This window comes from Propionivibrio sp. (assembly GCF_029255185.1).
Classification (GTDB): domain Bacteria; phylum Pseudomonadota; class Gammaproteobacteria; order Burkholderiales; family Rhodocyclaceae; genus Propionivibrio.
In genome coordinates, this window is sequence record NZ_JAPUVO010000094.1 from 33,301 (window position 1) to 45,882 (window position 12,582).

Annotated in this window: 9 protein-coding genes and 1 pseudogene; 5 read left to right on the forward strand and 5 right to left on the reverse strand. The window is 57.5% G+C overall.

The features are described from left to right. The first annotated feature begins 16 nt into the window (after positions 1-16). Genes pagP through rsmA form a run of 4 tightly spaced genes read left to right on the forward strand, consistent with a single transcriptional unit; the run spans position 17 to position 6,849 of the window. On the forward strand, positions 17-3,739 hold the full coding sequence (pagP, locus tag Q1J43_RS07345; RefSeq protein WP_301101792.1) for a lipid IV(A) palmitoyltransferase PagP: 3,723 nt from the start codon (positions 17-19) through the stop codon (positions 3,737-3,739). A gap of 12 nt (positions 3,740-3,751) precedes the next feature. Further along, the gene (locus Q1J43_RS07350; RefSeq protein WP_301101793.1) at positions 3,752-5,065 is read left to right on the forward strand and encodes a peptidylprolyl isomerase; all 1,314 of its coding nucleotides are present in this window, start codon (positions 3,752-3,754) and stop codon (positions 5,063-5,065) included. Between the two features lie 3 nt (positions 5,066-5,068). Next, positions 5,069-6,073 (forward strand): 4-hydroxythreonine-4-phosphate dehydrogenase PdxA, encoded by a 1,005-nt coding sequence (gene pdxA, locus Q1J43_RS07355; RefSeq protein WP_301101794.1) that lies wholly within the window; start codon positions 5,069-5,071, stop codon positions 6,071-6,073. Next, complete coding sequence (rsmA, locus tag Q1J43_RS07360; protein WP_301101795.1) at positions 6,070-6,849, forward strand: 16S rRNA (adenine(1518)-N(6)/adenine(1519)-N(6))-dimethyltransferase RsmA; 780 nt, start codon at positions 6,070-6,072, stop codon at positions 6,847-6,849. Before pdxA ends, rsmA begins: the two co-directional genes overlap by 4 nt. 62 nt (positions 6,850-6,911) lie before the next feature. Here the strand turns inward: rsmA and Q1J43_RS07365 are convergent, their stop codons facing one another. Next, positions 6,912-7,109 carry a DUF2892 domain-containing protein gene (locus Q1J43_RS07365; protein WP_301101797.1) on the reverse strand — a complete coding sequence of 66 codons (198 nt, stop codon included), beginning with the start codon at positions 7,107-7,109 and terminating at the stop codon, positions 6,912-6,914. A 146-nt stretch (positions 7,110-7,255) separates the two neighbouring features. Continuing rightward, a complete protein-coding gene (xth, locus tag Q1J43_RS07370) occupies positions 7,256-8,023 on the reverse strand; it encodes an exodeoxyribonuclease III (RefSeq protein ID WP_301101798.1) in 768 nt (255 codons plus the stop codon). Positions 8,024-8,151: 128 nt separating this feature from the next. Between xth and Q1J43_RS07375 the strand changes: the two genes are divergently transcribed. Further along, entirely contained in the window at positions 8,152-9,381 is a 1,230-nt protein-coding gene (locus tag Q1J43_RS07375) for an FtsX-like permease family protein (RefSeq protein WP_301101799.1), read from the forward strand. A gap of 126 nt (positions 9,382-9,507) precedes the next feature. On the opposite strand, the gene Q1J43_RS07380 is transcribed toward Q1J43_RS07375, so the two are convergent. The 3 genes and pseudogenes from Q1J43_RS07380 to Q1J43_RS07390 form a co-directional block, all read right to left on the reverse strand. Then, entirely contained in the window at positions 9,508-10,623 is a 1,116-nt protein-coding gene (locus tag Q1J43_RS07380; RefSeq protein WP_301101800.1) for an SDR family oxidoreductase, read from the reverse strand. Further along, positions 10,620-12,407 (reverse strand): AMP-binding protein, encoded by a 1,788-nt coding sequence (locus Q1J43_RS07385; protein ID WP_301101801.1) that lies wholly within the window; start codon positions 12,405-12,407, stop codon positions 10,620-10,622. Before Q1J43_RS07385 ends, Q1J43_RS07380 begins: the two co-directional genes overlap by 4 nt. Positions 12,408-12,410: 3 nt before the next feature. After that, positions 12,411-12,582, reverse strand: a pseudogene (locus tag Q1J43_RS07390) (IS630 family transposase); the annotation flags it as partial.

Below are 12,582 nucleotides of genomic sequence, written 5' to 3' on the forward strand. Positions count from 1 at the left end.
TTACTGATGGTTCCGGATGAATTTTCCTTCCCGGCGCAAACCGCTCGCGCTGTTCTTCTATTACGGTTTTGTCAGCGTTCTGGTCGGCGGATATGCCGGGCAGGTACAGGCGCAGGCGCCTGTACCGCTGCGCGTTGACCCGGCACTGCTTGGTCTGCCACCGATAAAGCCGGCAGAAGCGCCCACGCCGGCGGCTTCTCCGGGCCCGGTCGACAGGCCGCGCAGCGAAGTCATGCCGGTAGAAGCGCCTGTTGTTGAGGCCCGTCCGGTCGAGGCGCAGCCGCAGGCCAGCAAGGCGTCGGCGCAGGAGATTTCCGCCCGTTCGCCAGCGCCGCAAGCGGTGCCCAGCGTTCCTGTAACTTCGCCGGCGAAACCGCCAGACTCCGTGCCGCAGGCGCCGAGGCCAACGGTTCAACCTTCGGCTCAGGCCGCTGCGACAGCCTCTTCAGCCACGAATTTTTCCACATTGGCGCCCTTGCGCGTCGACCCGGCGCTGCTCAGGCAGCCCACGGTTTCGGCGACGACACCCGTCGCTCAAGAAGCTCCCGGCGCGGTCGTCGCCGGTCGACCAGCGACTGTGGCTTCAGCGGCCCACGCCGCCAGCGGGGCAAAATCGGCTGGTGCTGACAAATCCTGGTTCCGGCGCATCTGGGATCCAGTTGCCGACGCTTATGACAATGGGGCCTGGGAGTTTTATCTGCCCGTGCACACACACCATTTGCGTAGCGCGTATAGCGCAGAAAAAATCGCCACCTACCAGGAAAGCCCATTGGGTTTCGGTGTGGGAAAAGGGCTTTATGACGAGAAGGGGAACTGGCAGGGCGTTTATGCGATGGCTTTCCAGGATTCGCACTTCAAACCAATGTACATCGCCGGTTACGGCTGGAAGGCGATCTGGCGCCCGGCCGAGGATGTCCGCCTGGGTCTGGGTTATACCGCCGGCCTGATGTCGCGCACCGATATTGCGCACTACATTCCATTCCCGGCCGTCTTGCCGTTGGCTTCGCTGGCCTACAAGAATCTCAATCTGGAGACGACTTTTGTTCCGGGTGGGAACGGAACAGGCAATATTTTCTTCATCTGGGCCAAGTGGGAGTTGGGCAAGACTGGAGAAGCCGTCGGCACGCCGGCACGTCCGCCAGCGCCGAGCGAAATCGCCAACACGGCCTTTGGTCAGGCCACCACGCCAGCTCATCAGCGCGTGCCCTATGGCCCTGCCCTAGAGGTTGGTGCAGGCTCGCGCCTGGCATCGTCAGCACAAACCGTTCCGCCGCAGGTGCCGGCCACCGGTTCGCGCGACGAGGAAGAAGTTCCCGATGCCCTGCCGCCGCTGGCCTTGCGTAGCGCGAAGACCATGGTGCCGCCAGCGAAAGACAGTGCTGTGCCGCGACCAGTATTCCTCAGTGCATTGCGCATGGGCGGGGATGTTGATCGAGAGTTCAATGCCGAGGGTGATGCAGAGTTACGCAAGATTGGTACCGTCGTCAATTCTGATCGCCTGACCTACTGGCCGATTGACGATGAGATCGAGGCCGAGGGCAATGTGCGCCTTGAACAGGGCGCGGATCGGATTACCGGTCCAAAAATGCGACTCAAGCTGGAAGACCAAATTGGTTTTTTCGAGCAGCCTTCGTACACCATCAAGCGACAACCGCAAGCCGGGAGCAAGGCGGCCGCGGACAAGGCCTTTGCAACGAACTTTACCGAACAGTTGCGCAACGACGATTCATGGCTGACCTCAGGCTTCGCCTCGCCGCGCGCTTTCGATATCAGACCCGGCCAGACCACCCTCGACGATTCGACCCGGATGCCCAAGGGGATGACCGAAGGGCGGGGTGATGCCGACCGTATCGATTTTGAGGGCGAGAATCAGGTCCGGCTGACCAACGGAAGTTATACGACCTGCGCGCCGGGAAATAACGATTGGTATCTCAAGGCGAGTGAGCTCAAGCTCGATTACGACCGCGAAGTGGCCGATGGTCGCGATGGCGCGGTGTATTTCAAAGGTGTGCCGATTATCTATTCGCCATGGCTGTCGTTCTCGCTCAACAACGAACGAAAATCGGGCTTTCTGGCGCCGACTTTTGGCACCAGCAGTACCAGCGGCATCGATCTCGCGCTGCCCTACTACTGGAATATCGCGCCGAACATGGATGCGACGATTGCGCCACGGGTATTCACCAAGCGCGGCGTCCAGATCGGTAGCGAGGTCCGCTATCTCAATACTGCGTTCGGTGGTTTGTATGGATCGCAGGCGCGTTTCGAGCTGCTGCCAGACGATAAATTACGCAACGGCGATAACCGATATGCATATTCTCTGATGCATACCCAGGCCACGGCAAATGGGTTTTCCGGGCTGATCAACTATAGCAAGGTATCCGACGACAACTACTACACCGACTTGTCGAGCAGAATTGCCAGCACTTCGCAGGTCAATCTTCTGCAACAGGGTATGCTGAGCTATGGCGGCGGTGGCTGGTGGACTGCAACGGCCAATTTTCAGTCTTACCAGACCCTGCAACCCGATCAGGCCACGGTGAATCCGAATCCGTACCGGATGTTGCCGCAGATCACCTTCACTGCCCGCAAGCCCGATCTGTACACGACCGACAGCAGTTTCCTTGGCCAGTACACGGCGTTCACCAAGCCGAAACAGGTGATCAACGGCGTTGTGACGACCGATCCAGACGGACAGCGCACCGTGCTCTATCCGCAGGTGGCGCTGCCTTACGTGACGCCGGGCTGGTACGTGACACCCAAGATCGGCGTCAATGCGACCCATTACGCACTGTCGGGTCAGGCGGCGGGCATCCCGGATGCGATCAGTCGCACCCTGCCGATTTTTAGTGTCGATTCGGGAATGACCTTTGAGCGCTCAAGCAACTGGTTCGGGCGGGATTACACGCAGACCCTTGAGCCGCGGCTTTTCTATCTGAACGTTCCGTACAAGAATCAGGACCAGATTCCGATTTTTGATACCGGTCTGGCCGACTTCAATTTCGCGCAGATTTTCTCGGAGAACCAGTTTTCCGGATGGGATCGCGTTAGCAACGCCAACCAGCTAACTGCGGCAGCGATGACCCGCTTGCTTGAACCGTCTACCGGCAACGAAATCATGCGCGCGATGCTCGGGCAACGTTTCTATTTTACGCAGAACAGGGTGAAACTCCCTGGCGCCGCGCCTGATAGCGGAAAGTGGGACAAATCCGATTTTCTGGCCGCCTTTAGTGGGCAACTATTGCCCAGGGTCTATGCCGATACCGCAGTGCAGTACAACCTGAGTGATCAACAGGTCAAGCGCTATTCGATCGGGACGCGCTATCAGCCTGAACCGGGCAAGGTGCTCAACCTGGCGTATCGCTACAATCGTGATTCGAATGCACCAATTGACCAGATCGATCTGTCCGGGCAGTGGCCTATCACGGGAGGCTGGCATGCTGTTGGCCGGATCAACTACTCGTTCAAGGATGATGCAAGCAATACCTCGACCAGCAGCCAGGGGGGGCGTCTTATCGAGTCGATCGGCGGTCTGGAATACAACGGCGGTTGCTGGGTAGTGCGCGGCGTTATCCAGCGCATCGCCCTGACCCAGGCGAGTAACTCAACGGGATTTTTCATCCAGCTTGAACTCAGTGATTTTTCGCGCATCGGCTCCAATCCGCTGAATCTTCTCAAACGCAATATTCAGGGTTACAGCCTGATCAATCAGCCAACGGCCGACCCTGTCTTTGGTCAATAGAAGGTGTTACGCATGACGCTACTGCTTCGTACTCTGGTTCTCTTCCTGTGTTCCGTCGGACTGGTTTCGGCGCAATCACCACAACGTCAGACCAACAATGCGCCCCTGCCGGCTGACCGCATTGTTGCCGTCGTCAATGACGAAGTGATTACCCTGCACGAGTTGCGCACGCGCCTTGAACTGGCTCTCCAGCAACTACAGCGGCAGGGTACGCCATTGCCTGCGCGCGATGTGCTTGAGCGGCAGATGCTCGAACGTCTGGTCATGGACAAGGTTCAGTTGCAGCATGCGCGGGATATCGGTCTGCGGATTGACGATACGCAACTCGATCAGGCGCTACAGCGCATTGCCGCCAGCAACAAGATGTCGCTCACCCAGTTTCGCGAGGCGCTGCAAAAAGACGGTATTGCCTTCGTGAAGTTCCGTGAGGAAATTCGCGAAGAAATGGTCATTGCGCGGGTTCGCGAGCGTGAAGTGGAAAACAAAATTGTCATATCGGAAGGCGAGATCGACAACTATCTCTCCGATGATTCGGCCAAGGGCAGCGGACGTGAAGAGTACGAGGTCGCCCATATTCTTCTGCGCACTCCCGAATCGGCGAGCCCGGAGCAGATTCAGCGGCTCAAGGCCAAGGCGGATCAGATTTTTGACCGGATCGGGAAGGGCGACGATTTCTCGCAGCTTGCGGCGTCCTTTTCCGATGCGCCGGATGGCTTGCAGGGTGGAAATCTGGGGCTGCGCCAACTTAATCGTCTGCCCGCCATTTTTTCGGAAATTGTCGTCAAACTCAATGTTGGTGAGGTGGCGCCGATTCTGCGCAGCCCCAACGGTTTCCATATCGTCAAACTGGTTTCAAAGCGGGGCGGGGCGGTGGCGACTGCGGTTCAGCAAACGCATGTCCGGCATATTCTGATCAAGGTCAACGAAGTGGTTTCGGAATCCGATGCCAAACATAAACTGACCGGTCTGTATGAACGAATCAAGAATGGCTTCAGTTTTGCTGAACTGGCCAAGCTCTTTTCGCAGGATGGTTCGGCGTCCAAGGGTGGCGATCTTGGCTGGATCTATCCCGGCGATACGGTGCCTGAGTTCGAGCGGGTGATGAACCAGTTGCAACCTGGTGAACTGAGTCAGCCTATCCAGTCGCCGTTTGGTTATCACCTGATCGAAGTGCTTGAGCGACGCGTTCAGGACGCCTCGGCTGACCGTCAGCGCTCGGCAGCACGCCAGGTCTTGCGCGAACGCAAAATGGATGAGGCGTATCAGGACTGGTTGCGTCAGGCGCGCGACCGCGCCTACGTCGAGCTGCGCCTCGAAGAGCGCTAAGCCATGCCTCCGGCGATCTTGCCAACCATCGCCGTCACCTCGGGTGAGCCAGCCGGGATTGGCCCGGAAATCTGCTTGCGTCTCTTTGAGCGTGCTTTGGGAACGCTCCCGGCACACCTGCTAGTCCTTGCCGATCGAGAGCTTATGGCCGAACGGGCGCAGGTGGTCAATTTCCACGGGCAACTGCGCGACTGGACGCCCGGTTTGCCAGCAGCCCCGGGAACGCTCGACATTCTGCATAGTCCTCTGGTCATCACTTCGCATCCCGGTCAGCTTGATCCGGCCAATTCACCTTATGTGCTGCATTTGCTCGATCGGGCTATTGAAGGGTGTCGCTCAGGCGCGTTTGCAGCAATGGTCACAGCACCGGTGCATAAAGGGGTGATCAACGATGCCGGTGTGGGCTTTACGGGACATACCGAGTATCTGGCCGAGAAAACCGCGACTCCACGGGTGGTGATGATGCTCGTCGGCGGCGGCCTGAGGGTTGCGCTGGCGACTACCCATTTGCCGCTGAAGGACGTATCCGCAGCCGTGACGCAGGAATCACTTGAACAGACACTGCGTATACTGCATGCCGATCTGGGCAGGAAATACGGCATCTCCAGCCCGCGCATACTGGTCGCTGGGCTTAATCCACATGCCGGTGAGGGGGGCTATCTTGGGCGTGAGGAAATCGAGGTTATTACGCCGGTGCTTGATCGTCTGCGTGCCGAGGGCATGGCGCTGATCGGCCCCTTGCCCGCCGACACGATGTTCACTCCACCGCTGCTGGCGCAGGGGGATTGCGTGCTGGCCATGTACCACGATCAGGGGTTGACGGCGCTCAAGTACGCCAGCTTCGGTAATGGCATCAACGTGACGCTTGGCCTGCCGATCATCCGTACCTCGGTTGACCACGGTACGGCGCTCGAATTGGCGGGCACCGGTCGCGCTGACCCGGGCAGCCTCTTCGTCGCCGTCGACCAGGCCATCGAGATGGTGCAACGGGCAGGATTGAGCCGATGAGCAAACATATTGCGCGCAAGCGCTTTGGGCAGAATTTTCTGATTGACTATCAGGTGATCGCCGACATCGTTAATGCCGTTGCGCCAAAGCGCGGCGATTGTGTCGTCGAGATCGGTCCCGGGCTCGGTGCGCTGACCGACCCGCTACTGAACAGACTGGACCATCTGCACGTCATCGAGATTGATCGCGATATCATCGCTCGTCTGAAGCCACGTTATTCGCCTGAAAAGCTCACCATCCACGAAGGCGACGCGCTGAATTTTGATTTTGCGTCGCTGCTTGATGATTCTGGCAGCCGACTGCACGTGGTCGGCAATCTGCCCTACAACATTTCGACCCCGCTGCTTTTTCACCTGGCCAGCTTTGCCAACGACGTTTACGACATGCACTTCATGTTGCAGAAAGAAGTCGTCGAACGCATGGTTGCCGAGCCGGGAAGCTCGGATTTCGGCCGCCTGTCGGTAATGCTTCAATACCGTTTTGTCATGGACTGGCTGCGTGATGTGCCGCCGGAGTCCTTTGCGCCAGCGCCGAAGGTTGACTCGGCCGTGGTGCGGTTGATTCCCCGTCCGCCCGAGGAACTTTTGGCAAAGGACGAAGCCAAGTTTGCGGCGCTAGTGTCGGCGGCGTTCGCGCAGCGACGCAAGATGCTGCGCAACAACCTCAAGGGAATTCTTGGCGGTCTTGGTTTTGAGCAGCTCGGCATCTCCCCGACGGCGCGGGCGGAGGAGTTGTCGGTTGCCGACTACATTCGTGTTGCCAACACGCTGCAATGAATCAGGCTGAAAAGTCGCGTGCGAGTCGTGATGCGTCGTTTCCGCTTACCCAGCGATTTGACTCAGCTACTCTTCTTTATCGTGCAGGTGCTCATGCCGAGCAGCGGATAGAGCGGACACCAGCCAATCAGCCCGGTCAGCAAGGGAACTACGCCGATCCAGCCCCAGTCGCCAATGGCGCCTGTTGCCGCCAGCGCGATGAGCACAATGCCGACTACGATGCGCAGGATTTTGTCGATGCCACCAACATTTGTTTTCACGATGTGTTCCGCAAGGGGTGTTGATCAGAGGAGCAGTTTATGCCTCTGCCGGAGCCCTGTATATACGACAACAAATCAGCACCACCCGCACCATCTGCTACTTGGCAACGCAGCGTACGAACTGGCTTCTCCTTTGCGGTGAGGATTTAGTCGGCAATGTCTGCGGTAACAGGTGCGTGGTCGGACGGGCGCTCACGCTTGCGCATTTCGCGGTCTATCCCCGCTGTCGTGCAGCGTTCGGCCAGTGGCGCCGAGAGCAGGATGTGGTCAATACGCAAGCCCTGGTTCCGCTGGAAGCCAAGCATCCGGTAATCCCACCAGGAAAAGCTTTTTTCCGGCTGTTCGAAGAGTCGGAAGCTGTCCTTTAGACCGAGCGCCAGCAGACGCGCAAAGGCAGCACGCTCCGCTTCTGAGCAGAGAATTTGTCCGGCCCATGCTGCCGGGTTATGCACGTCGCAGTCTGCGGGAGCGATGTTGAAGTCGCCGGCCAGCGCCAGCAAGGGGTGTTTGGACAACAACTCGCCGATCCAGGCATGCAGGGCATCCAGCCAGGAAAGTTTGTAGGCATACTTTTCGCTGCCTACCTCCTGGCCATTGGGTATGTAGGCACAGACCACGCGCACGCCACGCACCGTGGCAGCGATTAAACGCTTTTGCGGATCGGGGAAAAGAGGGTTGCCGCAGACGACGTCGGTCGGCGCTTCTCGTGCCAGCAGGGCGACGCCGTTATAAGTCTTTTGACCAGAGAAGACGACGTGATAACCAGCCGCCTTGATGTCATTGTGCGGGAAGTTGTGATCCTCAAGCTTTGTTTCTTGCAGGCAGACGACATCTGGACGTTGCGCGGCAAGCCATTCGAGCAGTTGCGGCAGTCGAACCTTGAGCGAATTGACATTCCACGCGGCAATCTTCATTTGTCGCTACATCCTTTGAAAATACTCACCAGTTTGAATCGCACCCTGCGGATGTTGCGGATGGCTTTGCGCGAACTCAGGTTGTCGTATGATAACAACCTTGCGACTTTGCGACCTAATATCGACAGATGATTATCGTAATTGAAAATTTTCGTCTTGCCGCCCGCAATCTCCGGCGTAACTCAAAGCGTACGTCGGTGGCCGTGCTGACTGTAGCCGGCGGTATTATTGCCTTTCTCCTCGCTGGTGGGTTCATCAACTGGATATTCGACAGCATGCGGGAAGGCGTGATTCATTCGCAACTGGGCCACATCCAGATTGTTCGCCCCGGATATTTCGAGAAGGGAATTGCTGACCCCTATGCTTTTTTGCTGCCAGAACAGTCTGAGGTGCAGCAACTCATAGAAAAAGTCCCAAGTTTCAAGTCGCTTGCGCCTCGTCTGGCATTTAGCGGACTGGTCAGCCATGGTGATACCACCATTGCTTTCGTCGGTGAAGGCGTCGACCCCGTGCGTGAGAAACCGGTGAGTACCTTTGTTTTCATTTTTAGCGGTAGTGATCTTCAGTCAGCCAATGACAAGGCAGTTCTATTGGGAGAGGGTCTGGCCAATAGCGTGGGAGTGAAGACGGGGGATACTGTCGTTCTGCTGACTACTGCGGCCAATGGGAGCGCCAACGCGGTCGAGGTGAGCGTAGCCGGTACATTTTTTTCAGGTTCCAAGGGCTACGATGATGTTGCGCTACGTTTGCCGATAGGCCTGGCGAGAAAACTGATGAAGGTCAATGGCGCGACATCCTGGGTTGTCTTGCTCGATAAAACAGGACACACAGCAGAAGGTGCAAACCAACTGGGCGCCGTATTGTCGAACCGAAACTTCGAGATTGTTCCATGGACTACTCTGGCAGATTTCTATAACAAGACCGTTGTCCTGTTTACAAAGCAGGTCAATGTCGTGAAATTCATCATCGGACTGATCATTGTGTTGACCATTTCCAATACGCAAACGATGAGTGTTCTGGAGCGCACAACTGAAATCGGAACCAGCCTTGCCATCGGGCAGCGACGCAATAAGATACTGAGCATGTTCATTACCGAGGGCGCGTTGATCGGGTTTTTCGGTGGACTGTCAGGAATTGCTCTGGGCTATGTCCTGGCGCAGGGGGTTAATGCACTTGGCATACCTATGCCGCCGCCACCGGGAATGACGCATGGATTCGCTGCGATGGTCCTGATTTCACCACAACTGGTTATTGACGCGCTGATTCTGGCGCTGGTCAGCACACTTCTTGCCAGTGTCATTCCCGCCTGGAAAGCCAGTCGCATGGCTATCGTCGATGCCTTGCGACACAATCAATGAGAGAGGATGGTCGGCCCTGCTGCCCGCATCTGACACGTTGATGAAGAGTTAGGCTGTGCAGTGTCGACCCGGGCGACGCGAAGCGGAGTAAGACAAGGGTTGTGCGCGCTCCTGGGCGGCCTGCAGTCATCGCCTGGAATTTTCCAGATAGTAGTTCAGCACCTTGTCGAGGTAGGTGGAGGGTGCCGGCAGGCCAAGTCCAGCGGCAGAAAGCAGGGCTTGCGTACGGCTGTTGGCAAAGGTCTGCTCGGTGGCCAGGTAATCGAGAAATACTGGCAGGGTCTTGATCGCCCGCCGGGTTTCAGCGGGCATGAAGACACTGACTCCGTTGAGAAGTGCCCGAAAAACGCCAGTCGGCAAATTGATGACTGGAGGAAGCCTGCGACCGGCAGAACGAAAGGCGCGTCGTACGTTTTCGCGCAAAGGCTCGAGAAGCAATGCCATTTCCGGCCCCGAGCAAGAGTGAATGATCCGGCCGGTGGTCGCGGTAGTCGTGCTGGACCAGGCGATGGCCTTGGCGACGTAATCTGCCGGCACGATATCGAGCCGGGCAACACCGAAGCCCGGGGCCAGCCCCAGCGTGCGTCGTCCGCAGAGAAACTCGCATAGGTGATAGAAAATCTGGAAATGAATGATGCGCCCACTGCGTGTGTCGCCGACAACCATGCTGGGTCGATGAACGGTGAGCGGCAGGCCACGTTCAAGCGCTCCTCGTATCGTGTCTTCGGCTTCCGCCTTGGCTTGTTCATAGGTGTTGTGGAAGCCGCGCGGGGTCAGGATCCAGTCTTCGGGAACCGTGCCGTTGGTGCGTCCGCCAACGCCAACGGTACTGACGAATTCAATTTTTTCCAGGCGCGGGCAGTGCTGTGCAAAATCAATGATATTTTGTGCTGAATCGACTGAAGAGTGCCGCGCCTGTTCGATCGGCAGGTTCATCCGAACATTGCCTGCCGAGTGAACGATGTGGGTGCACTCACGGCAAAGTGACTGGTAGGCCGCATCATCAAGGGCAAACTTGGGCAGGGAGACATCGCCACGCAAGGCCTCCACCCGGCTACGGGTGGTCACGTCAGCGGGTTCGATCTGCCAGAAACTGAACAGGTCTTCAAGTCTTGACGGCAAGTCTTCGGCGGATTTCGCACGCAACAGGATGCGGACACTGCTTCTTGCATCTTGCAGCAGGATGGGTATCAGCGCACTGCCGATAGCGCCGGTGGCGCCGGTGACAAAGTAGGTTTTCATAGGCTGAAGAATAGTACGCGACCATCCTTGCTTTGCGCTTCAAAGGGAGCGCCGGCAGCGTTATCGATGGTCATGCAAAGCTCGTTCAAGGCAGAAGAAAAATTTTTCTCGATCGTGCCTCTGCGCAGTTTCAGATTAGCGGTTAGCTCCCCGCCGGCGATTGTCAATGCTTGTGGCGTGACGGCCAATCCGGCCGGGCGCAGGTAAGTGGGTAACGCCGCCAATGCGAGTGCCGCTGCCGCCCGCAAATGCTCGCAAAGCTGATGCCGATCTGCCTGCCAGGCGGCTTCACTGACGACTAGCAGAGCCGTTGGCAAAGTACGGCCCGCACCAAATACTACGGCGTAATCAACCTGTGGTAGTCGGTGCAAAAGGCTTTCGATGCTTGCTGGTGCGACCCGGCGGCCGGTTGAGGTCTTGAATATCTCCGATTTTCGACCGATCAGCGTGATGAAGCCGTCATCATCAATGCGTGCAAAATCGCCACTCGATAGAAAACCGTCCTGGTCTATTCCGGTATCGGCCGCGTCTTCACCAAAGTAGGCGCTGAAAACTCCTGGTCCGCGCACGAGTAGTTCACCGTCGCTGGCAAGGCGAATATCGCATCCTTGCAGTGGGCGGCCAACGGTGCCAAAACGGAATTGGCCGGGCCGGTTCATGGATACCGGGATGATGTTTTCACTCAAGCCGTAGGCTTCGAGAATTGGCAGCCCCATGGCGTGAAAACGTTCAAGCAACCACAGGGGCATCGGTGCCGAGCCACTGACCATGCACTGGAGGTTGACACCCAAAATTCCCCTCAGTTTTCTCAGAACCACGAGTTCAGCCAAGGCAAATTGCAGCTTGAGTAAAAGGCCCGGAAGCTGACCGGCGCGCAGGGCGACTTGGTGCCGGTCGCCAACACGCAAGGCCCATTGCGCAAGCCGTTGCTGCCAGGCAGGCTTTGTTGCCAGGGCCTCCTGGATGCCGACGTAGAGCTTTTCATAGAAGCGTGGAACACCAATAAAAAGGCGTGGCGAAATATCGGGCAGGAAGCGCATGATCTGTCGTGGATCGGCGACGTAGAACGTCTGCGCACCGCAGCCGATGGCGCAGAGGTTGATCATGCGCTGGAAAAGGTTGGATAGAGGGAGCCAGCAGGCCAGATGGCTGCCCGCGCGGATATCGGAAAAAGCGGCCAGGACGGAGGCAGTGGCCAGGCACATCTGGCGATGGCTGTATTCGATGCCTTTGGGGGCGCCCGTTGTGCCAGAGGTAAAAATAATGGTCGCCACCGCATCCGGTTGGGCGTGGTTCCAGTCCTTGTCTTTATCGTCGACATTTTGAGAAACAAGGGAATCAAGTGCTATGACGTCAGGTTCGGAGCCAGTCTCGATGCTGACGACGAAGCGCAGGTTTTTGCGAACTTCACTACCCAGCTTGTCGAGAAGCGCCTGATTACCGACCACTATGCCAGTCAAATCGCAACGACGGGCAATCTCCTGAATGTGTTCATCAAGTCCGTAAGGGTCAAGGCCGATGGCGACGCCACCCGCAGCCAGAATGCCAAGCTGGGCATAGTCCCACTCTTTGCAACTGGCGGCCATGATGCCTACGCGATGGCCTTGAGCCACCCCCAGTGTTCTGAGGCCAATGGCAAGGGAGGCAACGGCCTTGTGGTAATCGCCCCAGGTACTTGCAAGCCATTTTCCGTCTGCAGCCATTTGCCATAGCGCCACATCGTCCGGATTGGCAGAGTTGCGGACACAGAGCAGACCGGGAACGGTCCAGCCGGCACTTTCCATTACTCAGCAGTCGGTAATATAGGCGACAGACGGTGCCTTGAAAAATGATCGGACGAGGTTGGGCAATTTTTGAAGTGTTGCAAGTTGCGCCTCTATTTTGTCGCGCAGTTTTTCGCCCTTTTGCAAAGGACGTCTTGCCGTGCCAGTACGTTTGACATGGCTCCATACCAGTTCA